Consider the following 26,453-nt stretch of genomic DNA (forward strand, 5'->3'; position numbering starts at 1 on the left):
AAATTTTCAGACGGCCTTTTCATGAGTTAAAATACGTTTCTTTGTGATAACTTAAGCCATCATTTACCATGTCTGCATTACAAACCCTTCTTTCCCAATTTCGCGAGCTGACCCAAACCGAACGCGATAAAGGCACGGCTTTTGAGAACCTGATTATCCGTTACTTTGAAAACGAACCTTACTACCGTAGCCAATATGCCAAAGTGCAGACCTATGCCGCATGGGCGCAAGAGCATTTTGAATCACTAGGACTCAGCAGTAAAACCGATGCCGGTATTGATTTAGTTGCTACTACCCAAGCAGGTGAGTTCCATGCGATTCAATGCAAAAACTATGCCCCAGAAAAAACCATTCAAAAAGCAGACATCGACAGTTTCTTTACTGCTTCCGGAAAACACTATTTCAACCACCGTTATATTGTGACCACTACCAACAAATGGTCATCAAATGCCCGTGCCGCGCTGATTGACCAACATATTCCGGTAGCAGTCATCAATCTGGAAGATTTGGAAAACAGCCGGATTGACTGGACACAATATCAAATTGGCGCTTCTCCCGTATTAAAAGCGCGTAAAGATTTACGCCCACACCAACAACAAGCACTTAGAAACGTGCAAACCCGTTTTGACGGAGGGGAAACCCGAGGCAAACTGATTATGGCTTGCGGTACAGGCAAAACCTTCACCGGCTTAAAAATTGCCGAAAACATTGCAGGTGTCGGAAAGCGGGTATTGTTTTTGGTACCAAGCCTATCTTTATTAAGTCAAACCTTGCGGGAATGGACGCAAGACAGCGAAATCGCTTTAAACAGCTTTGCCGTCTGTTCCGATAGTGATGTTGGCAAAAAAGGCAAAAAAGACGAAGACGACCGTGTGCTTGTCACTACCAGCGATTTGCAATTTCCAGCCACAACCCATGCGAAAAGTTTGGCTCAAGCCATAAGCGTTGCTGAAGCCCAAGACAATCGGCAAGCTATGACCGTTGTTTATGCCACTTATCATTCTATTGATGCGATTCATCAGGCTCAAAAACAATTTGGGCTACCTGAATTCGATCTGATTATCTGTGATGAAGCCCACCGCACCACTGGCGCAACATTCGACGGCGAAGACGAATCTGCCTTTGTCCGTATCCATGATGCCGATTACATCAAAGGTGCAAAACGTCTTTATATGACTGCCACACCGCGCATCTACGGTGAGACTGCCAAAGCCGCGGAGGGTGTGGTGTTGTATTCCATGGATGATGAAACCCATTACGGCAAAGAATTTTTCGTTCTCACTTTCTCTCAAGCCGTTTCAGACGGCCTCTTAGTTGATTACAAAGTGATTGTGCTGGCGATTGAAGAATCACATGTCAACCGTCGTTTACAAAACCTGCTTACCGATAGCAATAACGAGCTCAAAGTCGATGATGCCGCAAAAATCGTCGGCTGCTGGAAAGCCTTGTCAAAATACGGGCTGAGCGGCGAGGATGGGGCTTTATATAACCCCATGCGTCGAGCTGTTGCCTTTTGCCAAGTAATTGAAAAAGAATACAAAGGCAGCAAACACAAAGTCAGTTCCAAACTCATCGCCGAAATGTTCCAAGCCGTGGTGGAAGAATATCAACAAGCCGAAAGCAAAGCTCTGCTGGAACACAATCCTGATTTAAAACTGCCTCCGCAATTGTCCATGAAGTGTGAAGCCGAACATGTTGACGGCAGTATGAATGCAGGTGAAAAAGAAAGTAAGCTGCAATGGCTCAAAGCAGATCTGCCCGATAATACCTGCCGCATTCTTTCCAATGTACGTTGCCTGTCTGAAGGCGTGGATGTACCTGCACTTGACGCAGTGCTGTTTCTTACACCGCGAAATTCACAAGTGGATGTCGTGCAGTCTGTCGGGCGCGTAATGCGTCGCGCCGAAGGTAAAAAACAAGGTTATGTTATTCTGCCTGTTGTGATTCCTGCCGGTATCGAAGCCGAAGATGCTTTGGATAAAAACGAAAACTACAAAGTCGTTTGGCAAGTGCTCAATGCCTTACGTGCCCATGACGACCGCTTTGATGCCATGATCAACAAACTGGAATTCAACGGCAAAGATACTCAAAAAATGGAAGTTATTGCCGTTGCAGACAAAGTACAAGCAAAGCAAAAACGCCAAAGCAAGAGTGCAAAAGCAGCAGGTAACGCACGGGGTGGCAACGCCATTGGTACAAAACCCGAACACAACCCTGCAAACCAAGAGGCCCTTGAATTCCAAATAGGCGAAATCGAACGCGCCCTATACGCCAAAATCGTCAAAAAATGCGGCAACCGCCATCACTGGGAAGATTGGGCGGGCGACATTGCCAAAATCGCCCGTACCCACATCGACAGCATCACCGCCATTCTTGAAAACCCAGCCAATAGCGCCGAACAAAACGCCTTTAACGCCTTCGCCGCCGAATTGCGCGACGACCTCAACAATGCCATTACCGATGCCGAAATCACCGAAATGCTGGCGCAGCACATGATTACCAAACCCGTGTTCGATGCTCTGTTTGAACAATACAGCTTTGCCGAGCACAACCCCATGAGCCGAGCCATGCAAAACGTGCTGGATTTATTGCAGGCTAAAAACCTGCATAAAGAGCGCAACACCTTACAATCGTTCTACGAATCCGTTCAAATGCGGGCTTCCGGTATCGAAACCGCCGAAGGCAAACAAAAAATTATTGTCGAGCTATACGATAAATTCTTCCGTAATGCCTTCCCCCGCATGACCGAACGGCTCGGCATTGTTTATACCCCGGTTGAAGTCGTTGATTTCATCATCAAAAGCGTAGAAGACGTATTACAAAACGAATTCGGCAGCAGCCTCAAAGACAAAGGCGTGCACATTATCGACCCCTTTACCGGCACCGGCACGTTTATTACCCGACTGTTGCAAAGCGGCATTATTCCTGTTGACAGGCTACCTGAAAAATATCAAAACGAAATCCACGCCAACGAAATCGTTTTACTCGCCTATTACATCGCCGCCATCAACATTGAAGCCACCTATCACGGCATCTTGCACGGCAATATCGACGGCAAAATTTCAGACGGCCTCGATTACCAACCCTTTAACGGCATCTGTCTGACCGATACTTTCCAAATGTACGAAAAAGGCGACATGCTCGATGAAATGCTGGTTGACAACAGCGCACGTCGCAAACGGCAGAAAGAATTAGATATCAGAGTGATTATCGGCAATCCGCCGTATTCAGCGGGGCAAGAAAGTGCCAACGACAACAATGCCAATATCGAATACCCGCATTTGGATGACCGTATTCGTACAACTTATGCCGAGCATTCCAAAGCCACCAATAAAAACGCGCTATACGACAGCTATATCCGCGCCATCCGCTGGGCTTCCGACCGCATCGGCACACAAGGTGTCATCGGATTTGTGACCAATGCCGGCTGGGTCGAGGCCAACACCGCCGACGGCTTAAGAAAATGCCTGTCTGAAGAATTCAGCAGTTTGTATATCTTTCATTTGCGCGGCAATGCGCGTACATCAGGCGAACGCCGCCGCAAAGAAAAAGACAATGTTTTCGGGCAAGGCACACGTACGCCCATTGCCATTTCCATTTTGGTGAAAAATCCCGAATCCCAAAAACAAGGACAGATTTATTTTCACGACATCGGCGACTATTTAACCCGCGAGCAAAAACTGGAAACAGTTGCCGAATTTGGCAGCATTAACGGCATTAGCGCACAAAACGCTTGGCAGCAGATCGTGCCTGATGAATTTAACGACTGGCTCAATCAACGTGATCCGAATTTTGATAACTACATTCTGCTTGGCAGTAAAGACAATGGTGATGAGAAGGTGATTTTTAGTAATTACAGTAGAGGGCTGGAAACTAATCGTGATGCGTGGTGTTACAACTCATCACCATGTCGCCTGAAAGAAAATATGGAAAATATGATTGAGTTTTACAATAGTGAAGTAAAACGTTTTCAGGTAGCCTGTGAAGTTTTATCTGAAAGTCAAAAAATTTCCATTGATGACTTTGTCAATACAGATACAACTCAAATTAGTTGGAACAGAAGTTTAAAAGCAGATTTAGGAAAACAACGGTTCTATCAGTTTGATAAAGCCAATATTTCAACCGCAATGTACCGTCCCTATACGAAACAAGCTATATATTTTGCCAAGGGTATAAATGCTTATTTAAACCAAATGCCCAAGATGTATCCAAGTGGTAATTTAGTTAATGAAACTATTTATTTGAGTGGCAGTGGCAATTCAGGAAAAGAATTTTCTACAATAATGACCGATGTTATTCCTGATTTGAATATGCAGCATTCAGGCGGGCAAGGCTTCCCAAAAGATTTATATGAATTTTCAGACGGCATAGAGATAGCCGAACGAACGAACGAACGAACGAACGAACGAACGAACGAACGAACGAACGAACGAACGAACGAACGAACGAACGAACGAACGAACGAACGAACGAACGAACGAACGAACGAACGAACGAAATTATATCAGAGTGCAGAACGAACATATCAATATCGCCATGTGCCTCTCAGTCACAGGAAACAAGGGATTCTCTGTCTTACTCACAGATACCATCCCAGATCTGCACCTCATCGGCGACGCACAATGCTTCCCAATGTTTCTCTACGAAACGGAGCAATGAACATGACAATTTGTATTACAGGCTTGGGAACAAGCAAAGGCTTCTCCGCATTGATAACAAACACCGTTCCCGATGTACAAATGCAGATGAACGGGCAATGCTTCCCGATGTTTCTCTACGAAACGGAGGAAGCATAATGGCAACGCAAAAAGATTTATTTGCCGCAGATGCTGCACAGAGGCCGTCTGAAACAGAAAATGCGCCGAAGCAGAAAAAACTGGTACGTCGTTCTGCTATCACCGATGAAGCTTTAACGCATTTCCGCGAGCCTTATTCGGCCGAAGATGCTGAAAACATCAGTAAAGAAGATATTTTCTACTATATCTACGGACTGCTGCACAGCGAGGAATACCGCGAGCGCTATGCCGATAATTTGAGCAAACAGTTGCCGCGCATTCCACGTATGAAACACTATGTCGATTTTGCCGCATTCAGCCAAGCCGGACGTGATCTGGCTGCATTGCATCTGAATTATGAAAGCGTGCCGATGTATCAGGACATCAAACTTTCAGGCAGCTTGAAAGGGTTAAAACTGACCTCTCAGCAAATTATTGGCGGCGAAGATGAAGATTTCCGCGTAGTGAAAATGAAGTTTGCTAAAAAAGACGACAAAACCAAAGTCGTCTATAACGGCAAAATCACGGTGGAAAATATTCCCGAAGCTGCCTACGACTACATCGTTAACGGCAAATCGGCAATCGAATGGGTGATGGAACGCCAAGCGGTGACTACCGACAAAAAATCCGGCATTACCAACGATGCCAACGATTGGGCACGCGAAACGATGGGCAATGCGCGTTATCCGTTAGAATTGTTGCTGAGGGTGGTTACAGTAAGCTTGGAAACCCAGAAAATAGTGAACAACTTACCTAAGTTGGAGATTTTATAGTCTTGAAAGGTATGGAGGAAGTTGTATGCAACAACGACCATTAGGCCGCAGCGGTATCCGGGTGAGTAAAATTTGTTTGGGTACGATGACTTGGGGCGAGCAGAATACGGAGGCTGAGGCGCATGAGCAGTTGGATTATGCGCTGGCAAACGGTGTGAATTTTATCGATACAGCGGAGATGTATCCTGTGCCGCCGGGCAAGGAAACGTATACGCGCACGGAGCAGTTTATCGGTAATTGGATTAAGGCGCGTGGCCGGCGTGATGATTTTGTGTTGGCGAGTAAGATTGCGGGGCCGACGGGGGCGAACGGTTTGGAGCGTTATATCCGCGGCGGCAATGATTTTTCGCGTGCGCAGATTTTCGAGGCGTGTGATGCCAGTCTGAAAAGGTTGAACACGGATTATCTGGATTTGTATCAGCTGCATTGGCCGGAGCGGCAGACGAACTTTTTCGGGCGTTTGGGTGTGCAGGCAATCGGGGGGAACGAGCGGTTTACGCCGTTTGATGAGATTGTGGATGCGCTGGGCGAGCTGGTGAAGCAGGGCAAAATCCGGGCTTACGGTGTGTCGAACGAAACGCCCTGGGGCACGATGCGGTTTTTAAACGAACATGAGCGCAATCCGGCTTTGCCGCGCGTGGCTTCGGTGCAGAATCCTTATAATTTGCTGAACCGCAGCTATGAAGTGGGCATGAGTGAGGTTTCGTTGCGCGAGGATGTGCCGCTGTTGGCTTATTCGCCGATGGCGTTTGGTGTGTTGAGCGGTAAATACCGCCACGGTGCGATGCCGGAAAACAGTCGGCTGGCTTTGTTTCAGCGTTTTCAGCGCTATACGAAGCCGCAGGGTTTTGCGGCGGTGGAGCGTTATGCCAAGATTGCGGACGATGCGGGCATGAGCTTGGCTGTGATGTCGCTGGCGTTTGTGACGCAGCAGGCTTTCGTGGCGAGCAATATTATCGGTGCGACAACGATGGCGCAGTTGCGCGAGAATATCGGCAGTGCGGATGTGGTGCTTTCGGGCGATGTGTTGGATGCGATTAATGCGGTGCACGCGGAAATCAGTAATCCTTGCCCTTAGCGGGATGCCTGTCTGAAAGCGGGCAATAACAAATAGTTATGGTTTCGTCATACTCGGGCTTGATCTGAGTATTTCCTAAAGTTATTGGAACTCAAGATACTCGGGTCAAGCCCGAGTATGACGGGCGCACTATTGTTTAAGCTTATTTGCCATAAGCGTTTCAGACAGGCATGTTTATTTGGCTTTTTCAATCAGATAATCCACCAGCGGCGGCACGCCTTCGGCGGCTTTTTTCGGCACGATTTCGATATGTGCGCCGGATGCTTGGGGATTCGGGTCAACCAGATAAATATCGGCATGCGGTGGGGCGTAGTGCAGCAGCGAGGCGGCAGGGTAAACTTGCAGCGAGGTGCCGATAATCAGAACGACGTCTGCTTCGTGCATCATGGCTACGGCTTTGGGAAACAGCGGCACGTCTTCGCCGAACCACACAATATGCGGCCGCAGCGGATGGCCTTTGCTGTTGGTGTCGGAAAGGGTTTGGTCGCCTGTCCATTCGATGATGTCGGTTTCGTCTAGGGTGCTGCGCAGTTTGCTGAGTTCGCCGTGCAGATGCAGAACATGGTTGCTGCCCGCGCGTTCGTGCAGATTGTCGACATTTTGTGTGATGATTTGCACGTGGTAGTGCGGTTCAAGCTTGGTTAGTGCGAGATGTGCGGCGTTGGGCGAGGCTTGTTCGGCCTGTTTGCGCCGCTGGTTGTAGAAATCCAGCACGAGCTGCGGATTGCGTGCGAATGCTTCGGGTGTGCACACTTCTTCTACGCGGTAGCCTTCCCATAAGCCGCCGGCGTCGCGGAAGGTTTTTAAGCCGCTGTCGGCGCTCATGCCTGCGCCGGTTAGTATGATGCATGTTTTCATGGTGGTTTAACCGTTTTGAATGAACAGGATTCACTATATCAAACAATGCCTGTCTGAAAAACCTTCCGACAGGCGGGGAAAATGGGAGCAGGGTGCGGATTCTGCTATATTTGTCGTGGGCAAACTGATTGTTTTGCAACAAGGGGTTAAGTGATGAATGTGAATAAAGTTTGGTTTTATATCGCGCTGCTCAGCATTATTGTGGCGGGGGTGTGGCTCTCGGCGCCTGATGAATCGGCGCAGCAGCGTATGAAAGAAGCGGTAGCGAAAAAGAAAGCAGTGCAAAAGCAGAAGCAGCAGGCGGCATCGGCAGCGCAGGGTGAGAGTGGTAAATGAAGTGGCTGAAATGGATTGCAGCGATTTTGGCTGCGGCGGCTTTGGTATTGGCCGCGCTATGGTTTTGGCTGCCGCAGGATGCGGGTTTGAAGCCACGCCAGAAAATGCTGCTTCAGCAGAAGCCTTTGCCTGAACACGCAGTGGTGGCGCGATTGGTGGTGCGCAAAGGCGCGCGGGAAATGGATGCTTATGATGAAGCGGGAATGCTTTTGAAAACCTACCCCATATCTCTAGGTTTTAATCCGCAAGGGCATAAGCAGTTTGAAGGCGACGGCAAGACGCCGGAAGGCAGCTATGTCATTAATGATAGAAACCCAAACAGCGGCTACCATAAAAATCTCGGCGTGTCTTATCCGAATGCACAAGATAAAGCATTTGCCAAATCGCAAGGCAAAAGCCCGGGCGGCGACATCAAGATCCACGGTCTGCCCAACGGTTCGGGCGGCATCGGCGCGCGGCATTTGTTGCGCGATTGGACAAACGGCTGCATTGCCGTTACTGATGCCGAAGTGGATGAACTTTACCGGCATGTAAAATACAAAGCTCAAATAGATATTCTGCCTTGATTAAATTTTTCGCTTTATAAACAATAAAATGCCTGTCTGAAAAAGCTTTCAGACAGGCATCATGTTACAATTCCAGCACCCTAATCCAGAGAAAATCATGCATACCCCCAACCCTAAAATCATCTTTTTCGATATAGACGACACGCTCTACAGCACACAAGAACACCGCATTGCTGAGAGCACTCGGGCAGCTTTGAAAGCGCTAAACCGGCAAGGCATTATTACCGCTATCGCCACCGGCCGCGCGCCATGCCTGCTGCCCGAAGTGATACGCGAATTGATTGAAGAAACCGGTATCGACATGTTGGTCAGCATCAACGGGCAATATGTGCGGCACAAAGGAAAAACATTGGCCGAATTTCCTTTGCAGCAGGCCAGTGTGCAGGAAGTTATCACTTTTCTGAAGCAGGCAGATGTTGCTTACGGGCTGGTGTCTGTCGAGCACTTCAGCGTTTCGTGCGAAACAGAAGCCTTGCTCGATGCCGCCGGCGCACTCAAACTGCCTTACCGAATTGCCCCCGATGCCTATCTGCATGATCCGGTTTACCAGATTATCGGTTTTTACGATGAAGCTACCGAACAATCGCTCAACGGCAATCTGCCCGCAGGCATCAAAACCGTTCGCTGGCATCCTTACGGTGTCGACCTGTTGGATGAATGCGGCTCCAAAGCGCGTGGTATCCGGGTTGCGCTGGATAAACTGGGTTTGACTATGGCCGATGCAATGGCTTTCGGTGACGGACCGAATGATATTGAAATGATGAAAGCCGTAGGTTTCGGTGTGGTTATGGACAACGGCCACCCTGATACAAAAGCCGTGGCCGATTTCGTGTGCCCTTCAGTTACGGAAGACGGCATATACCGCGGTTTGGTCAGCTTGGGTTTGATTGAAGAAATGCCTGTCTGAAACCTTTCAGACAGGCATTTTTTTATCGATGTGATTTAAGGAAACAAAATTTTACATATTGATAAAAATAAAGATGAGATACAGACAAAAGCTGCGTAGAACCTGCTTTTCATAGGCAATATTCACAAAAATGCCTTGTCTTGCTGGTAATGAAAAAGGCATATTATTCATAATGCAATGCAGTTATGCTTGAAACAGCTTTTAAAAAAGACTAAGCTGTTTTCAAGCCCCTTGGATTTATTTAAACAAGAGTGGCTGTATATTTGATAAATCCAAATTACAAAATAGAAGGAGAATTATGATGGCAAAAAATTTGAATGTATTCGACAAAGAATACGGCCTGTTGATTAACGGTGAGTGGACCAAAGGCAGCAAAGGTGAATTACTCACTTCGCACAACCCTTCCAACGGTGAAGAGCTGGCAAAATTTGTTGATGCCAGCGACGAAGATGTTGATGCAGCGGTAAAAGCGGCACAGGAAGCTTTCAAAACGTGGAAAAAAACGACTGCAACCGAGCGTGCTTTGATTTTGAACCAAATTGCTGATGTGATTGACGAAAATGCAGAGTTGTTCGCTTTGCAGGAAACACTGGATAACGGCAAACCCATCCGCGAAACGCGCGCAGCCGATATTCCTTTGGCATCCGACCATTTCCGCTACTTTGCAAGTGTGATCCGAGGCGAAGAAGGCACTTGTAACCAATTGGACGAAGAAGATTTGTCTATCGTATTGCGTGAACCGATCGGTGTGGTGGGTCAGATTATTCCGTGGAACTTCCCATTCTTGATGGCTGCGTGGAAAATCGCTCCTGCTTTGGCTGCCGGCTGTACCATCGTGATCCATCCTTCAAGCAGCACTTCTTTGAGCCTGCTTTCGTTTGCACAGAAAGTGAACCATCTGTTGCCTAAAGGCGTGTTGAACATCATCACCGGTAAAGGCTCCAAATCCGGTGAGTACATGCTGCATCATAAAGGTTTCAACAAGCTGGCATTTACCGGTTCGACCGCAGTAGGCCGTCGCGTAGGCATTGCTGCCGCGGAACTGTTGGTTCCGGCTACTTTGGAATTGGGTGGCAAATCGGCCAACATCTTCTTCGACGATATGCCGTTTGACAAGGCTTTGGAGGGTGCGCAAAAAGGTATTTTGTTCAACCAAGGACAAGTGTGCTGTGCCGGTTCGCGTATCTTCGTTCAGGAAGGTATTTACGATAAATTTGTGAATGCGTTGGCCGAAGAGTTTAAGAAAGTGAAAGTTGGTCTGCCGTGGGAAGACGATACCCAAATGGGTGCGCAAGTAAATGCCGGCCAGCTGGAAACTATTTTGAAATATGTCAAAATCGGTGAACAAGAAGGTGCCCGTATCATTACCGGCGGTAAAAAAATAGAAGGTGGCGATTTGGGCAAAGGCGAATTCGTCGAGCCGACTCTGATTGCTTCCGACAGCAACGATGACCGTGTTTCGCAAGAAGAAATCTTCGGCCCGGTAGCGACAGTGATTAAGTTCAAAACCGAAGAAGAAGTAATCAAAATGGCCAATGATTCTGAATACGGCTTGGGCGGTGCGGTTTGGAGTAAAGATATCAACCGCTGCTTGCGCGTGTCGCGTGCATTGGAAACCGGCCGTGTTTGGGTAAACTGCTATAACCGCTTGCCTGCCGGTGCGCCGTTTGGCGGTTATAAAACTTCCGGTATCGGCCGTGAAACCCATAAAATGATGCTGGCTGCTTACACCCAAGTGAAGAATATCTATATCAGCACCCGCGAAGAGCGTGAAGGTATGTATTAATTTGCTGATTTGATGTTGGTTTGAATGAGGCTGTCTGAAAATTTTCAGACAGCCTGTTTTTCTGTGAGGTATTTCCAATAACGTTGCGGCATTTGTTGGTGGTGTAAACGGGGATTCCGCCGAGAAAGAATGGTGGTGCTTTGAAAATAACGCTGCCATAGCTTTTGATAGTCTTTTTCATGTGTAGCACGGCCCGTATGCTGAGGTTTTTCTTCCAAGTTGCTGATGGGGTAAAGGCTGTCTGAATCGTGATATATGCCGTAATGCCTTTGGGTATCGAAAATTGCCCATTTCTGATCGGGATAGCGGTTTCGGAAGTGGCGTACAATCAGCGGGAGTACGTCAAACTGCGGTTCGATCCGCGCCAGATAAAGGTTGTTTTCCCATTCTTCAAAGCGTACAAACGCTTCCATGCGGTGTTTTTCGCAGCCTACGCTTTTTACCCATTGGGCCCACTGCATTACATCGAAATGACCATAATCGCTAAGTATGTTGGCATGGTGTGGCTGTGCGAGTGTGAGGCGGACGATGCGGAAAAAGGTATCCGGCATTTCCGGAGCAGCGGACAGGAAACCATATAGCAGCTTCAGCATCCCGCGTCGGCCGATTTGCCGTTCTAATCGGGTAAAAACACGGCGGGCATGTTCGGGAGATGTGGGTACGGTTTCGTTTTGTGCGAATAAATCGGCATGATTGCTGTTGCAGGAAATATGTATGGCCTGCGGTGGGTATTTTTTCGCGTAAATATGGAAGACTGTACTTAGCAAACCGTCGAAGCTGCCGTCGTAATATAGATGGTGCATGAGTATTCCTTTTTCAGACAGGCCTTTATACAAATAAATCGCCTTGTTGTGCATCGCTTTGGCTGAATTTTGAACGTATGTTTTGCAGCAGCAGGCAGCTCAGTTTCGGGCTGTCGATTAAGTCGGCATAGCGGTTGGGTTCCCGCAGCGTGATGAAGTAGCGTGCTCGGTTGAGGGCGATACCCATTTTTGCCAGTTGGGCGAGGGTAATGACGCGGAAGCGCCGTGCTTGCACTATACGCTTAGCTGATTTCACTCCAATGCCGGGCACGCGCAAAATGGTTTCGAGAGGAGCAGTTTGCAAAGGCACAGGAAACCATTCTCGGTGGCGTAGCGCCCAGGCGAGTTTGGGGTCAAAGTCCAAATCGAGAAAGGGTTGTGTATCATCGAGAATCTCGTGTTCATTGAAGCCGTAAAAACGCATCAACCAATCGGCCTGATAGAGGCGGTTTTCGCGTCGAAGCGGCACTTGTGCGGATAAAGGTGGCAGACGTTTGTCTTCTAAAACCGGAACATAGCCGGAGTAATACACGCGCTTGAGGCGGTAGTTGCGGTAAAACTGGCCGGCGGCTCGGATAATCTGGCGGTCGTTTTCGCCTGCCGCACCAATGATGAATTGTGTGCTTTGGCCTGCGGGAGCGAATTTCGGCGTTGATTTGATAGTTTTGCGGGTTTCTTGTAATGCGGAGATTTCGTTGCGCACGAAAGCCATTGGTTGGGTCATGTCGTGATGGTTTTTTTCAGGCGCAAGCAGCTTAAGGCCGGAAATGGTGGGGATTTCCATATTGATGCTGAGGCGGTCGGCATACAGGCCGGCTTCATGTAGGATTTCTTCTGAGGCTTTCGGGATGGTTTTGAGATGGATATAGCCGTGAAACTGGTGCTCCAGCCGTAGTTTTTTGGCAATCCGCACCAAACGCTCCATGGTGTAATCAGCGTTTTTGAAAATACCTGAGCTTAAAAACAGACCTTCGATGTAGTTTCTGCGGTAAAAGCTAAGTGTCAAATCGACCACTTCGTCTACCGTGAAAGCTGCGCGGGCAATATCGTTGCTGCGGCGTGAAACGCAATAGGCGCAGTCGTAAATGCAATGGTTGGTAAGCAGGATTTTCAATAACGATACGCAGCGGCCGTCTTCGGTAAAGCTGTGGCAAATGCCTGCCCGTGAAGCGTTGCCCAGACCGCTGCCGCCATTAGTGCGTTTGCTGCCGCTGGATGAGCAGGAAACATCGTATTTTGCTGCGTCGGCCAGTATTTCCAGCTTTTTGCTGATTTTATCGTAGTCCATGATGTTTCTCTGTAAAACTAAAGTTTTTTTATTATAATGATAAGATTTTATATAGTCAGCTAAATTTTTTCTTAGTTTGATTATAGGGGCGTTATATGGATAAGGCTGTCTGAAAACTTTGTTTCAGACAGCCTTTCTATGTGCTTTAGCTTAAATGGCTTATTGCAACAGTTTACTTGCCGGATTCAGCCTCGCCGCTGTCTATCGACCAGGGAATGCCGAAGCGGTCAGTAACGACACCGAAGCCTTGGGAAAAGAAAGTTGCTTGAAACGGCATTTCGATGATGCCGCCCTCTGCCAGCGCATTGAAAATTCTTTGCCCTTCGGCCGGGGTGTCCACGCTGATATTGATTTGTATGCCTTGCGGTTTTTGATAGCCGCTTCCTGTGGCGCATAACTCGGCAACAACATCTGATGCCATTAAGGTTTGCGAACCGATTGTTAATTGGACATGCATGATTTTTTGCCTATCCGCTTCGGATAGAGAAGGCATATCGGGCTCTGGCGGCATATCGTTGTATGTGTAGCGGTCGGTGATTTCTGCCTTGAAGAGTTGTGCATAAAATTCAATGGCTTCTGCGCAATCTCCGTTGAAATAAAGATAAGGAATGAATTTCATGGTGTTCTCCTTTTTACAATTTGGTGAAGGGGGCTTGTTTTCAGACAGGCCTGATTGATAGTAAGCCATTTTAGGAAAGCTTATTTATTACGGATTGCGCTGCGCTTTGATAAAGTCGAACAGCAATTTTGGCAGGTTGACGGTAATTGGCGGATCGCTTGGTTGGAAAGGGCGCAGGTTGAGCGTTATCGTAAGTGGTGCGGGCAGCGGAAAGCTGATGGGTTCGGGATGAATGCCGCGCAGGCAATGGTCGAGGCGGAAGTGATGTAAGGGGTTGAGGCTGGGTTTGATTTCACAGCCGAGCAGATAGTAAGTACCGTCGGGCACATTGCAGATTGAGAAACTTCTGGTATGGAACAGGGCTTTACCGACTATGGGCACGCCGCGTGGAATGGGCTCGGGAAACAGTCCGGCAAATACTGCGCTGTGTTGAGCGGCACCTGAAACAGTGATGTTGAGAGGGTGGGCTTGCCGGTGTTTTTCAGGTTCGAAGCTGTAATGGGGAATGGCACGGGAAGCTGTGTCAGTGATTTGTTCGTTGAGTGTGCGGCTTGCATCTGCGGCTTGATTGCGGTAATCGCGCGGGGTTTGGCCGGTATGGTAATGGAAGCGTTGGCTGTATGTGCCTGCACTGGCGTGTCCGGCTTCAAGTTGCGATTCGATAATGCTTTTGCCTTCTATCAGGGGCTCGATGCCTTGTTCGATTTTGAGGGCGGCAATGTAGTCGCGCATGGAAATGCCTGTCTGAAAATGAAACCAACGGCTGAGATAGAAGCGGCTGTAGCCGAAGTGTGCGGCAATATCGGCAGGCGCGGGATTGTCTTTCAGACAGGCTCTGATATAGGTGGTTACTTCGTCGATTGAAAGCATATGGTTTGGGTGCTTATTCGTCGTGTTCTTTAAAGCTGACAGGAGTGGTTAAAGTAAACGGTGTGTCGGTGTAATCGTCCAAACCTTCATATTCGAAACAATAAACGCCTTCTATGGTAACGGAAACGCCGCCGTCAGAGTTGGTTTGGAAAGCTAAAGCGTTTACGTCAATCGGATGGTGTACTCCATCAAGATAAATCGATCCGTCGATGTAAGGCGTGTTTGGGGTGGCGGCGGCATCGTTGAGCGGGAATTGGAACGTGCGGCCGATTATGTCCTCCGGTTGGAGCGAGGGTAGCCTGATACTGTCGAGGCGGATTTCGGTTTCTTCTTCTTCGCAGTCGTCGTTCCATTTAAATGTATGCAGTGGGATGGTCAAGGAGGCGTCGTCTGGTGAACCGAGTAAAGCGGCGTAGCGTGGGCGTAAGAGATGTGTCGGAAAAGTTTTCATTGCAGACTTTCTGAAAAAATAGATTGTTGGTCATTGGACATTCTCGGTAAATGCGGGTTTAAAGCAGTCTGTTACGGCTTTGTGATAGGCGCCCTATCCAATGTTTTTATCTGTTATTTTTTGTTTTACATCAATTTTAGCCGATGAAAATATGAATCTCAAAATGCCTGTCTGAAAAATTTCAGACAGGCATGGATAATTATGCCGATTTAATAAATGATTTGATTGTAATCCGGTAAATCAGTTTTGCTTCAGGTCAAATTTGGTTGAATCATTTAAAGGAAAGCAGCGGATATTGGTTGAACACAATATGAATGAAAATGACACGTTGTTAGAATACAAAAAATTCATAATGAATTAAATAAAGCACGGTGCGTTTGCTTACTTTGGGCAGACGGGGTGGCGCAGTGTGATTTTGAAATAAAGGAGAAACTATATGACAAAGCTGTATCTTGGCCCGGTGTTGTCGTTCCGCGGTGGGGCAGAGCAGGGGGAATGGAAAGTGAGTGCGATGATCGGCGTTTCCGATACCGAGTTTTTCCCTGTGGTGCGGGTGGACGGGGTGGCGACCGATGCGCCGAAAATATTGTTGCGGCATGGCGGGAAAGCTTATCTGCGTTATGATTTGTCGTGCAAACAGCAGGCTCAGGAAAGAAGGGTTGAATACCGTATCGATGGGGTTGATGAAGTATGGCATTTTACCGTTCCGGCCAAAGGGCAGGCGCCGCGTATGGTTTATGTGTCGTGCAATGGTTTTTCGGATGCCAACGGTATCCGCAAGCTGATTAAAGGCGAGAATGCGGTTTGGGAAGATTTATTGTGTAATCACGATAAAACAGTGCGCCCGCCGCGTTATCAGCTGGATAAGGAGCAGCTTTGGCACGAAGAGCGCACGCATGATAAAGGTCTGCAACGCTTTCATCTGATGGTGATGGGCGGTGATCAGATTTATTTTGATCCTATTTGGGAAGATATTAAGCTGTTGAAAAAGTGGATCGGCCTGCCGCGCAAGGAGCAGCTGAAATACAAGGTTAATGCACAGCTCGAAAAAGTTATAGGCGATTATTACATTAATTTTTATCTGAGCCGCTGGCTGCCGAGCAATCACGCGCCGTGGGGTTCGTCGAATAAAACTTTAGATTCGGCACACGGTATGGCGCGCATCCCTACTGTGATGATGTGGGATGACCATGATATTTTCGACGGCTGGGGGTCGCATAGCCCGGAAATGCAGCGCTGCCCGCTGTTTCAAAGGATGTTTTATCACGCAAGGCGAGCATTTTGGGTGTTTCAGATGCAGCAGGCCGAAGAGCAGCTTCCTGAATTAAAGCTGCGCACGGATATTAATATGCGAATTGATGATCCGATATTTGAACCGATTGAGTGGTCGAAAGTGTTGAAATCAGACAAACTGGCTTTGCCCTTATTCGACAACCAGCCCGGCTTTTCTTTTGCCCACTCTATCGGCCCTGTCAGCCTGCTGGTGGCGGATTTGCGCACCGAGCGTTCGCATGAACAGATTATGGGTCCGGCAACATGGCATTCGATGCAGAAATGGTTGGCGTCAGGAATTCCCGAAGCCGGCGGCTCGCGCCATTTATTGTTTGTATCATCGGTGCCGGTGATGCACCCCAAGCTTTCATTGGCAGAGTTGCTGATGGACAATCTGGGTTATGACCATGTACTCGACAGCAGCGCCGATGATTTGAAAGACCATTGGACCAATGATGATCATGAAGGCGAACGCAAGCGCTTGATAGAAACGCTGTTTAGAACAGCGCAAGAAAAGCAAATGCGCGTAACCGTATTGTCAGGCGACGTGCATGTTGCCGCGTGGGGCGTGGTTTCACGTACCGACACGGATTGCTGTGACGGCAGCACGCAGATTCAGCAGCTTACTTCCAGTGCGGTGGTGCATCCTTCGCTGGTGTCTGTAATGGAGCGTTTGTTTTGCCAAATGCTCAATTCGTTGGCCAAGAAAAAGCAGAAACTGGACGGTTGTACTGAGGCTGAAATGATGCTGTTCCCTGCATCTAACCGTTATGTGGTGGCAGCGCGAAACTGGCTTGCGCTTGAGTTGGATGAAGATATGAAAGGCGGTAAATTATGGGCAAGCTGGCGTTGCGAAACAAAAGACGCGTTTACCAATCATTTGCTGGCTATTGAGCCGGTAAAAAACGGTTGAGTCGGCTTTAGCTTGAGTTCATGAGAATGCCTGTCTGAAAAAGTTTTATGGGTTTTCAGACAGGCATTTTCGGAGTAACCGAGCGTATGATAAAACCAGTGTTTGCGGTTGTTATTCCTTTTTTACCAAAACGTATGAAATATGCCCGGTTTGAGCATTTAAACCGCAACCTGCGCTTTAATATGCGGGTGCGGGTCGTAATCGATTAATTCAAAATCTTCAAATTTAAATTCAAAAAGGTCTTTTATATCAGGGTTCAACTTCATTTTCGGCAGTGAGCGCGGCTCACGGGTTAATTGCAGCTCGGCTTGCTCGAAATGATTGCTGTAAAGATGGGCGTCGCCAAATGTGTGGATGAACTCACCTGCTTGCAAACCGCAAACTTGTGCCACCATCATGGTTAACAAGGCGTAGCTGGCTATATTGAACGGCACGCCTAAGAAGATGTCGGCGCTGCGTTGGTAAAGCTGGCATGAGAGTTTGCCGTTTGTTACATAAAATTGAAACAAGGCATGGCAGGGCGGCAGGGCCATTTCGTCTACCAGCGCAGGGTTCCATGCGGAAACAATCAGCCGGCGGCTATTAGGGTTGCTTTTGATTTGTTGGATGAGATTGGAGATTTGGTCGATATGTCTGCCATCGGGAGCCGGCCAACTGCGCCATTGGTAGCCGTAAACCGGGCCGAGATTACCGTTTTCATCAGCCCATTCATCCCAGATCGACACATTATTGTCTTTCAGGTATTTGATATTGGTGTCGCCTTTTAAAAACCACAGAAGCTCGTGAATAATCGAGCGAAGATGCAGTTTTTTTGTGGTTAGTAATGGAAAGCCTTCGCTTAAGTCAAAACGCATTTGGTAACCGAATATAGAGCGTGTGCCCGTGCCGGTGCGGTCAGCTTTATCTGTTCCATGTTCGAGCACATGTTGCATCAGGTCTTGGTAGGCTTTCATTAAAGTTCCTTATGAGAGATGTTCAGGCATGCCAGACAAGACGGCATTGTAACACTTGCGTATGCCGTATATGCAGTTTTGTTACTTGGCAGGTAGGTTAAGCTGCTTGGTTGACTGCTTGAATTGGGTTGGTTGTCGTGTTTTGCATCAAAGTTTAATTTTTTTACCTCAAATTAAACTTATGTTGTTTTCTCTGAAAAATATTTCTTCGCGTGTGTTTGCAAGGGCGTTTAAGTTTAATAAAGTTGTAAAACCAAGCATAATGTTTTAAATATGATGCATTTTAGTTTTTAACTGCTAAAAATAAAAATAATGTAAATTTAAAATGTTGACAATTTTATGCATTTTTTTCTTGGCAAAGCCATTCAACAGGTTTATATTTATAGACACTGTAAATTTATTTCACAGCTTTGTTAACTTCACTTTTATCTTAAGGAAGAACATTATGTCGGTAAATCTAAATAATCTATTCGAACAAATCAAAAAACGCGACCCTAACCAATCTGTGTTTCACCAAGCTGTTGAAGAAGTGTTCGGCAGTTTGGCTCCCTTTTTGGCGAAAAATCCCAAATATACCCAACAAGGGTTATTGGAGCGCCTTGTAGAGCCGGAGCGGGTGATTATGTTCCGCGTTTCTTGGGTGGACGATGAAGGCCAGGTACAAGTAAACCGCGGCTACCGCGTGCAAATGAACTCTGCCATCGGCCCTTACAAAGGCGGTTTGCGTTTCCATCCAACCGTAGACTTGGGCGTGCTGAAATTCTTGGCTTTCGAGCAAGTGTTTAAAAATGCATTGACCACTCTGCCTATGGGCGGCGGTAAAGGCGGTTCTGATTTTGACCCGAAAGGCAAGAGTGACGGCGAAGTGATGCGTTTCTGCCAAGCATTTATGACTGAGCTTTACCGCCACGTTGGTGCCAATACAGACGTACCAGCCGGCGATATCGGTGTAGGCGGGCGCGAGATCGGTTACTTGTTCGGCCAATACAAACGTATTGCTAATGAGTTTACTTCTGTGCTGACCGGTAAAGGCTTGGGCTATGGCGGCAGCTTGATCCGCCCTGAAGCGACAGGTTACGGCACGGTTTATTTTGCAGACAGCATGCTGAAAACCAAAGGCAACAGCATGGCCGGTAAGAAAGTGGTTATTTCGGGTTCGGGCAATGTGGCTCAATATGCTGCTGAAAAAGCCATTCAGTTGGGCGCGAAAGTGCTGACGGTTTCTGATTCCAACGGCTTTGTACTTTTTGGCGATCAAGGTATGAACGAGGCCCAACTGGCTGCTTTGATCGAGCTGAAAGAAGTTCGTCGCGAGCGTTTGTCAGTTTATGCCAAAGAACAAGGCCTGCAATATTTTGCCGACCAAAAACCATGGTGTGTGGCTTGTGAAGTTGCATTGCCTTGTGCAACGCAGAATGAATTGGATGAAAGCGATGCCAAAACCCTGCTGTCTAATGGCTGCTTCTGTGTAGCGGAAGGTGCGAACATGCCTTCTACTTTAGGTGCGGTTGAGGTGTTTGTGAATGCGAAAATCCTTTATGCGCCGGGTAAAGCCTCTAATGCGGGCGGTGTGGCCACTTCAGGTTTGGAGATGAGTCAAAACAATATCCGCTTGTCTTGGGAACGTGGCAAAGTGGACCAACGCTTATTCAATATTATGGAAAATATCCACGAAAATTGCGTAGCAAACGGTTCTGAAAACGGCTATGTGAATTATGTGAACGGTGCAAATATTGCCGGCTTCAAGAAAGTGGCCGATGCGATGTTGGCACAAGGCGTGGTGTAATTGTCTGCTGACTGACTAAGCAGCCTGAATAGGGCTGCGACCAAACAAATGCCTGTCTGAAAGTTTTCAGACAGGCATTTTTAATTGAATGGCAAAGCAGCAAGAATCTGATTGTTATACAACTGCTTCTTCTTTAACTTTTTGGGGTTTGGCAATATTCTCGCGGCTTAGTCCAAACATAACCAGTAAAGGGCTGGCCACTAGAACTGATGAATAAATGCCGAACACAATACCGATAGTCAGCGCTAAAGAAAAACCATGCAATGCACTGCCGCCGAAAATCAGCATGGCGAGTACCATCGCTTCGGTTGAACCATGTGTGATTGCCGTGCGGCCCATAGTGGCGGTAATCGCATTGTCAATGATTTCGGGCACGCTTTTATTGCGCATACCGCCTTTTCGGAAATTTTCGCGAATACGGTCGAATACCACAACTGATTCGTTTACCGAATAGCCCAAAACAGCAAGAATACCAGCCAATACGGTTAAAGAAAATTCCCATTGGAAGAATGCAAAACAGCCCAAGATAATAATTACGTCGTGCATGTTGGCGATGATCGCTGAAACGGCAAACCGCCATTCAAAGCGCACCGAAAGATACATAATAATGCCGATAATCACCAAAGATAAGGCAATTAAGCCGTTTTGCACCAATTCATCGCCTACTTGAGGGCCGATAAATTCTACTTGGCGCAGGCTGACTTGAGGGTCGTCTTTTTTCAGGATATTCATAACCTGATTAGATAAGGTTGCCGAATTTATGCCTTCTTTATTTGGCAATCTGATCATTACATGCCGGTTACTTCCTAATGCCTGAACTTGAACCTCGCCTAAGTTGAGTACGTTTAAATCTTGCCGCACTTTATTGATTTCGGCCGGTTTGCTGTATTGCACTTCCATTACTGTGCCGCCGGTAAACTCTACCGAAAAGTTCAGGCCTTTGGTAAATAAGAAGAATACCGCCAGTATAAAGGTAAGCAGAGAAATAAATGTGGTGAGCTTACCGTATTTCATAAACGGAATGTCGCGTTTAAAGTGAAACAGTTCCATGAGTTACTCCTTATTCTGTATCGGCAACATCAATATTTGCCGCTTTAACAGCAACCGGATTTTTAATGCCAATGGCAATTTTTTTCAGGCTTCTACGGCTTCCGTACCAAAGGTTGCACAACGCACGCGAAACCACTACCGAAGAGTACATTGAGGTAAGGATACCGATACAATGCACTACGGCAAAACCGCGAACCGGGCCTGAGCCGAAAATCAACAAAGCGATACCGGCAATTAATGAAGTGATATTCGAGTCGACAATTGTGGCCCAAGCGTGTTTGTAGCCTTCATTAATGGCAGTTTGGGGCTTTTTACCGGCTCTTAATTCTTCACGAATGCGTTCGTTAATCAGCACATTTGAATCAATTGCCATACCTAAAGTCAACGCAATAGCGGCAATACCGGGCAAGGTCAAAGTAGCTTGCAGAGCCGATAAAATAGCCATGAGGAACAGCAGATTGGCGCAAAGTGCAACCACGGAGAAAATGCCGAATACACGGTAGTAAATCACCATAAATGCGGCGACAACTACAAAGCCCCACAAGGTTGAATTGAAGCCTTTTTCAATATTTTCTTTACCCATGGAAGGGCCGATGGTGCGTTCTTCCACAATCTCCATTGGTGCAGCCAAAGAGCCTGAGCGCAATAGCAAGGAAATATCGTTGGCTTCTTCAATAGACATGCTGCCGGAAATGATGGTGCGTCCGCCGGTGATCGGTTCATTAATCGTAGGTGCGGTAACCACTTCCGCTTTACCTTGGTCGATCAATACCATCGCCATGCGTTTTTTAACATTATGGCGTGTCAGGTCTGCAAAAATGGCAGCGCCGGTATTGTCGAAGTTAATGCTAACGGCAGGTTGATCGTTTTCATTGAAGCTGGGTTGGGCATCATTAATATTGTCGCCGGTTAATTCAACTTGGCGGTTAACCAATACGGCTTGAGGCTGTTCGCCGCCGGTATAAAGCAATTCATAACCGGCGGGTACGTTGCCTGAAACAGCTTGCTGAAATGAAACAGGATCATCGTTAACCATGCGCACTTCCAATGTGGCGGTGCGGCCAATGATATCTTTGGCTTTGGCTGTATCTTGAACACCGGGCAGCTGCACAACGATACGGTCTGCGCCGGCTTGCTGGATAACGGGTTCTGCTACGCCTAATTCATTAACACGGTTGTGCAGGGTTGCAATATTTTGCTTAACCGCATCGGAACGGATTTGGTTAATTACATCTTCAGACAGGGTTAGAATCAGGCGGTTGCCGTCGCTAGTTAAAGTGGTTTGCGGCAAGAGTTTTTGCAGCTCTTTTTGAGCCTTGTTTAAATCGGCTTCGTTTTGGAACGGTACGGCGATGCTGTTATCGCTTTGAACGATGTTGCCCGCGCGGATTTTTTGGCGGCGCAACTCACGGCGGATATCGCCGGCGTAACGTTCAAAAGTTTTCTGCATAGCGGCTTTCATATCCACCTGCATGGTAAAGTGCACGCCGCCGCGCAAGTCCAAGCCTAAAAACATCGGATTGGCTTTGATTTTCGCCATCCAGTCCGGGCTGTTGGGAATCAGGTTCAAGGCAGTGATATAGCCGTCGCCCAGCGTTTTTTCGATAACGTCGCGGGCTTTGATTTGTGTGTCGGTGTCTTTAAAGCGCACACGCAGCGAGTTATCGGCAATAAACATGCCGTCAGAAGCGATGCCTGCCTGCTGCAATGCGGTTTGTATTCGATTTTCGGTTTGATTGTTGATAACAATGGATTGCCGGTTGGTGGAAACCTGAACAGCCGGTGTTTCGCCGAAGAAATTGGGTATCGTGTAGAGAACGCCCAAAATAATGGTGGCCAGAATCAGCAGGTATTTCCAAAGCGGATAACGGTTCATAGGTCAATCTTCATGGTTTATAAAGACAAACAGCCGCAAGGCCGGTAAATACCGGCTGCGGCCTTGAAATCAAGATTAGGCTTCGAGCTTGCTGGCAACAGCGTTACGCTCTACCTGAACTTCAACATTTCTGGCAATTTCAACAGTAAAGAACTTATCATCTGAGCGCACAATGCGGCCTACGAAACCTGAAGCAAGCAACACACGATCTCCGCTTTTCAGTTCGGCCAGCATGGCTTGATGGGCTTTAAATTTTTTCTGTTGCGGGCGCATAATCAGAAAATAGAAAACCACCAGAATCAGAATCAACGGAGCAAACTGCATCAGCATATTGGGTTGGGCAGCGGCATCTGCGGCGTATGCAAATTCAATCATTTGTTATCCATCTATTAAAATTATCCATAAACAGGCTATCTTCTTTAAAGAAATAGCCGCTCTTTAATGCGTTATTCTAAAGGGCAGGGCATTTTTTTCCAAGAAATTTCCGCATTTATTATCGTTCATTTACCAATGCCTGCCTGAAAAACGGTTTTCAGACAAGCATCATGCAGTCCAATAGAAAAATACCTCTTGAAACAGTTAGAGGCAGCCCTATATAGAGAAATCATGTATCGAGAACATTATGAAATTTACCTCTTTATTCCGTAAGGGACGAAATATGACAGAACAAACCCAATATCCAGAAGAAAATTTGACTGATAACGAAGAAAACATTGAATCTTCAGAGCAGCAGGCTGAAGCAGAACAAGCAACACCGCCTACTTATGAAGAATTGCAAGCCAAAGTGGCCGAGCTGGAAGAACAGTTGAAAGAAGAACAGCTGCGCGGCTTGGCAAACGAGCAAAACCTGCGTCGCCGTCATCAAGAAGAGATTTTGGCAACACATAAATTTGCAGGTCAAAAATTTGCAACTGAAATGCTGCCGGTGAAAGACTATTTGGAAATGGCGCTGCTTGACCAAAGCGGTAATTTCGATGCTTTGAAAATGGGCGTACAGATGACTTTGAATGAATTGAATAAAGCATTTGATTCAACCCAAATTAAAGAAATCAACCCGCAGCCCGGCGATAAGCTTGATCCGCATCATCACCAAGCTATGCAGATGGTAGAGAGTGAACAAGAACCTAATACTGTCGTTAATGTGATGAAAAAAGGTTATACATTGGCCGACCGAGTATTGCGTCCCGCGATGGTAACAGTGGCGAAGGGTAATGAAGCTTAACAATAGTAAGTCTGGAAAAGTTATTGTGTTGGGTAATTGTTTGAATTGTTAAGAAATTAAATTTAATCAAAACCAGTTATCCACACTTGAAAAATAATCGGCAAGCCTTATTTAACAAACCGAACAGGGCTGTAAGTCCCAACAATATTCTAATTCAAGGAGCTATAAAATAATGGCAAAAGTAATCGGTATCGACTTAGGTACAACCAACTCATGTGTCGCTATCTCAGAAGGCGGCCAAACACGCGTAATTGAAAATGCCGAAGGTGCACGCACCACACCTTCTGTGATTGCTTATTTAGACGGTAACGAAGTATTGGTGGGTGCGCCTGCAAAACGTCAGGCTGTAACCAATCCGAAAAATACAATTTATGCGGCCAAGCGCTTAATCGGCCATAAATTTGAAGATAAAGAAGTACAAAAAGACATCGATTTGATGCCTTTTGAAATCATTAAAGCGCAAAACGGCGATGCTTGGGTGAAAGCGCAAGGTAAGGAATTGTCTCCTCCGCAAGTTTCTGCTGAAGTGTTGCGCAAAATGAAAGAAGCAGCCGAAGCTTATTTGGGTGAAAAAGTCACTGAAGCCGTGATTACCGTACCTGCTTATTTTAACGACAGCCAACGCCAAGCCACCAAAGATGCGGGCCGCATTGCCGGTTTGGATGTAAAACGCATCATCAACGAACCGACCGCTGCAGCATTGGCTTTCGGTATGGACAAAGGCAATAAAGGCGACCGTAAAATCGCTGTTTACGACTTAGGTGGCGGTACGTTTGATATTTCCATCATCGAAATTGCTGATGTAGACGGTGAGAAACAATTTGAAGTATTGGCTACTAACGGTGATACATTCTTGGGCGGCGAAGACTTTGACCAACGTTTGATCGACCATATCATTTCCGAGTTCAAAAAAGAGCAAGGCATTGATCTGAAACAAGATGTGATGGCGCTGCAACGCCTGAAAGAAGCGGCTGAAAAAGCGAAAATCGAATTGTCGAGCGGCCAACAAACCGAAATTAACCTGCCATATATCACAATGGATGCGTCAGGCCCGAAACACTTGGCGATGAAAATTACCCGTGCCAAATTCGAGAGCTTGGTTGAAGACCTGATCGAACGCTCTATCGAGCCTTGCCGTATTGCTGTAAAAGATGCCGGCTTGAACATAGGCGAGATTGATGACGTGATTTTGGTGGGTGGGCAAAGCCGTATGCCGAAAGTGCAAGAAGCCGTGAAAGCATTTTTCGGTAAAGACCCGCGTAAAGATGTGAACCCTGACGAAGCTGTGGCATTGGGTGCTGCGATTCAAGGTGAAGTATTGGGCGGCGGCCGCAGCGACGTATTGCTGCTCGACGTAACACCGCTGTCACTCGGTATCGAAACCATGGGCGGTGTGATGACGAAACTCATCAACAAAAACACCACCATCCCAACCAAAGCGTCGCAAGTGTTCTCAACTGCCGAAGATAACCAAAGCGCGGTAACCATCCATGTATTGCAAGGTGAGCGCGAGCGTGCTTCTGCTAATAAATCGCTGGGCAACTTTAACTTGGGCGACATCGCTCCTGCACCGCGCGGCATGCCGCAGATCGAAGTAACCTTCGATATTGATGCCAACGGTATTTTGCATGTGTCTGCCAAAGATAAAGGCACAGGCAAAGAAGCGAAAATTACCATCCAAGGTTCTTCAGGTTTGAGCGAGGAAGAAATCGAACGCATGGTGAAAGATGCTGAAGCCAATGCCGAAGAGGATAAAAAACTGACCGAGCTTGTGGCTTCACGCAACCAAGCCGAAGCTTTGATTCACTCTGTGAAGAAATCTTTGGACGAGCATGGTGATAAGCTGGATGCGGATGAAAAAGCCAAAATCGAAGATGCTGTGAAAGCTGCTGAAGAAGCAGTTAAAGGCGAAGACAAGGCCGAAATCGATGCTAAAGCCGAAGCTTTGGGTACTGTTAGCCAAAAACTGGGTGAGATTGTGTATGCCCAAGCGCAAGCGGAATCTCAAGGTGCTGCCGGTGCAGGTCAGGCAGATGACGCATCAGCTTCTGCTAAGAAAGCCGATGATGATGTAGTGGATGCCGATTTCACGGAAGTAAAAGACGACAAATAATTGTCGAATGCAAAAAGCGCTGCTTAAAAAAGCAGCGCTTTTTTGTGTTGGTTGATAGGGCAAGCCGGTTTTTAAAATGCCTGTCTGAAAACTTTTTCAGACAGGCATGGATATTGTGGCGGTTCATTTTCGCTATATAATCTTTCTTTCATTTGCTA

21 protein-coding genes and 2 pseudogenes are annotated in these 26,453 nt (G+C 47.2%); 13 read left to right on the forward strand and 10 right to left on the reverse strand.

Features of this window, described 5'->3' with window-relative positions; all coding sequences use genetic code 11:
• Positions 1-68: 68 nt before the first annotated feature.
• The 4 genes and pseudogenes from AKG09_RS12115 to AKG09_RS01010 all read left to right on the forward strand — a co-directional run.
• Positions 69-4,352, forward strand: a pseudogene (locus tag AKG09_RS12115) (DEAD/DEAH box helicase); the annotation flags it as partial.
• A 133-nt stretch (positions 4,353-4,485) separates the two neighbouring features.
• Positions 4,486-4,659 (forward strand): annotated as a pseudogene (locus tag AKG09_RS12005) (type ISP restriction/modification enzyme); the annotation flags it as partial.
• A 136-nt stretch (positions 4,660-4,795) separates the two neighbouring features.
• Entirely contained in the window at positions 4,796-5,548 is a 753-nt protein-coding gene (locus AKG09_RS01005) for a type ISP restriction/modification enzyme (protein ID WP_054617644.1), read from the forward strand.
• Positions 5,549-5,573: 25 nt separating this feature from the next.
• On the forward strand, positions 5,574-6,626 hold the full coding sequence (locus AKG09_RS01010; protein ID WP_054617645.1) for an NADP(H)-dependent aldo-keto reductase: 1,053 nt from the start codon (positions 5,574-5,576) through the stop codon (positions 6,624-6,626).
• A 174-nt stretch (positions 6,627-6,800) separates the two neighbouring features.
• On the opposite strand, the gene AKG09_RS01015 is transcribed toward AKG09_RS01010, so the two are convergent.
• Entirely contained in the window at positions 6,801-7,484 is a 684-nt protein-coding gene (locus AKG09_RS01015) for an NAD-dependent deacylase (protein WP_054617646.1), read from the reverse strand.
• A gap of 19 nt (positions 7,485-7,503) precedes the next feature.
• On the opposite strand from AKG09_RS01015, the gene AKG09_RS12305 reads away from it, so the two are divergent.
• The 5 genes from AKG09_RS12305 to AKG09_RS01035 all read left to right on the forward strand — a co-directional run bounded on the left by AKG09_RS12305 (position 7,504) and on the right by AKG09_RS01035 (position 11,079).
• Positions 7,504-7,638, forward strand: coding sequence for a hypothetical protein (locus tag AKG09_RS12305; protein WP_255351110.1), 135 nt, complete (start codon positions 7,504-7,506; stop codon positions 7,636-7,638).
• The gene (locus AKG09_RS01020; protein ID WP_054617647.1) at positions 7,638-7,820 is read left to right on the forward strand and encodes a hypothetical protein; all 183 of its coding nucleotides are present in this window, start codon (positions 7,638-7,640) and stop codon (positions 7,818-7,820) included. Before AKG09_RS12305 ends, AKG09_RS01020 begins: the two co-directional genes overlap by 1 nt.
• Complete coding sequence (locus AKG09_RS01025) at positions 7,817-8,386, forward strand: murein L,D-transpeptidase family protein (RefSeq protein WP_054617648.1); 570 nt, start codon at positions 7,817-7,819, stop codon at positions 8,384-8,386. Before AKG09_RS01020 ends, AKG09_RS01025 begins: the two co-directional genes overlap by 4 nt.
• Positions 8,387-8,483: 97 nt before the next feature.
• Positions 8,484-9,293, forward strand: coding sequence for a Cof-type HAD-IIB family hydrolase (locus tag AKG09_RS01030; protein WP_054617649.1), 810 nt, complete (start codon positions 8,484-8,486; stop codon positions 9,291-9,293).
• Between the two features lie 301 nt (positions 9,294-9,594).
• Positions 9,595-11,079: an aldehyde dehydrogenase family protein gene (locus tag AKG09_RS01035; protein WP_054617650.1), complete on the forward strand. Its 1,485-nt coding sequence runs from the start codon at positions 9,595-9,597 to the stop codon at positions 11,077-11,079.
• Between the two features lie 44 nt (positions 11,080-11,123).
• Here AKG09_RS01035 and AKG09_RS01040 read toward each other — a convergent pair whose 3' ends face one another.
• From AKG09_RS01040 to AKG09_RS01060, 5 genes are all read right to left on the reverse strand, one after another.
• Positions 11,124-11,882 (reverse strand): TIGR03915 family putative DNA repair protein, encoded by a 759-nt coding sequence (locus AKG09_RS01040; protein WP_054617651.1) that lies wholly within the window; start codon positions 11,880-11,882, stop codon positions 11,124-11,126.
• Positions 11,883-11,907: 25 nt separating this feature from the next.
• Positions 11,908-13,170, reverse strand: coding sequence for a putative DNA modification/repair radical SAM protein (locus AKG09_RS01045; protein WP_054617652.1), 1,263 nt, complete (start codon positions 13,168-13,170; stop codon positions 11,908-11,910).
• A 172-nt stretch (positions 13,171-13,342) separates the two neighbouring features.
• Entirely contained in the window at positions 13,343-13,789 is a 447-nt protein-coding gene (locus tag AKG09_RS01050) for a VOC family protein (RefSeq protein ID WP_054617653.1), read from the reverse strand.
• 87 nt (positions 13,790-13,876) lie between these two features.
• Positions 13,877-14,659: a helix-turn-helix transcriptional regulator gene (locus tag AKG09_RS01055; RefSeq protein WP_054617654.1), complete on the reverse strand. Its 783-nt coding sequence runs from the start codon at positions 14,657-14,659 to the stop codon at positions 13,877-13,879.
• Positions 14,660-14,672: 13 nt separating this feature from the next.
• A complete protein-coding gene (locus AKG09_RS01060; RefSeq protein WP_054617655.1) occupies positions 14,673-15,110 on the reverse strand; it encodes a hypothetical protein in 438 nt (145 codons plus the stop codon).
• A gap of 436 nt (positions 15,111-15,546) precedes the next feature.
• On the opposite strand from AKG09_RS01060, the gene AKG09_RS01065 reads away from it, so the two are divergent.
• Positions 15,547-17,295 carry an alkaline phosphatase D family protein gene (locus AKG09_RS01065; RefSeq protein WP_054617656.1) on the forward strand — a complete coding sequence of 583 codons (1,749 nt, stop codon included), beginning with the start codon at positions 15,547-15,549 and terminating at the stop codon, positions 17,293-17,295.
• A 158-nt stretch (positions 17,296-17,453) separates the two neighbouring features.
• On the opposite strand, the gene AKG09_RS01070 is transcribed toward AKG09_RS01065, so the two are convergent.
• On the reverse strand, positions 17,454-18,248 hold the full coding sequence (locus AKG09_RS01070) for a thymidylate synthase (RefSeq protein ID WP_054617657.1): 795 nt from the start codon (positions 18,246-18,248) through the stop codon (positions 17,454-17,456).
• 445 nt (positions 18,249-18,693) lie between these two features.
• Between AKG09_RS01070 and gdhA the strand changes: the two genes are divergently transcribed.
• Entirely contained in the window at positions 18,694-20,034 is a 1,341-nt protein-coding gene (gdhA, locus tag AKG09_RS01075) for an NADP-specific glutamate dehydrogenase (RefSeq protein ID WP_054617658.1), read from the forward strand.
• Positions 20,035-20,148: 114 nt separating this feature from the next.
• On the opposite strand, the gene secF is transcribed toward gdhA, so the two are convergent.
• The 3 genes from secF to yajC form a co-directional block, all read right to left on the reverse strand.
• The gene (gene secF / locus AKG09_RS01080) at positions 20,149-21,084 is read right to left on the reverse strand and encodes a protein translocase subunit SecF (protein ID WP_054617659.1); all 936 of its coding nucleotides are present in this window, start codon (positions 21,082-21,084) and stop codon (positions 20,149-20,151) included.
• Positions 21,085-21,094: 10 nt separating this feature from the next.
• Positions 21,095-22,960, reverse strand: coding sequence for a protein translocase subunit SecD (gene secD, locus AKG09_RS01085; RefSeq protein ID WP_054617660.1), 1,866 nt, complete (start codon positions 22,958-22,960; stop codon positions 21,095-21,097).
• A gap of 75 nt (positions 22,961-23,035) precedes the next feature.
• Entirely contained in the window at positions 23,036-23,335 is a 300-nt protein-coding gene (gene yajC / locus AKG09_RS01090) for a preprotein translocase subunit YajC (RefSeq protein ID WP_009116025.1), read from the reverse strand.
• 283 nt (positions 23,336-23,618) lie between these two features.
• Between yajC and grpE the strand changes: the two genes are divergently transcribed.
• Positions 23,619-24,182 carry a nucleotide exchange factor GrpE gene (grpE, locus tag AKG09_RS01095; RefSeq protein WP_054617661.1) on the forward strand — a complete coding sequence of 188 codons (564 nt, stop codon included), beginning with the start codon at positions 23,619-23,621 and terminating at the stop codon, positions 24,180-24,182.
• A 172-nt stretch (positions 24,183-24,354) separates the two neighbouring features.
• Entirely contained in the window at positions 24,355-26,295 is a 1,941-nt protein-coding gene (dnaK, locus tag AKG09_RS01100; protein WP_054617662.1) for a molecular chaperone DnaK, read from the forward strand.
• The last annotated feature ends 158 nt before the right edge of the window (positions 26,296-26,453 follow it).

Origin of the sequence: Neisseria sp. 83E34, assembly GCF_001308015.1 — a bacterium.
Lineage (GTDB): Bacteria > Pseudomonadota > Gammaproteobacteria > Burkholderiales > Neisseriaceae > Neisseria.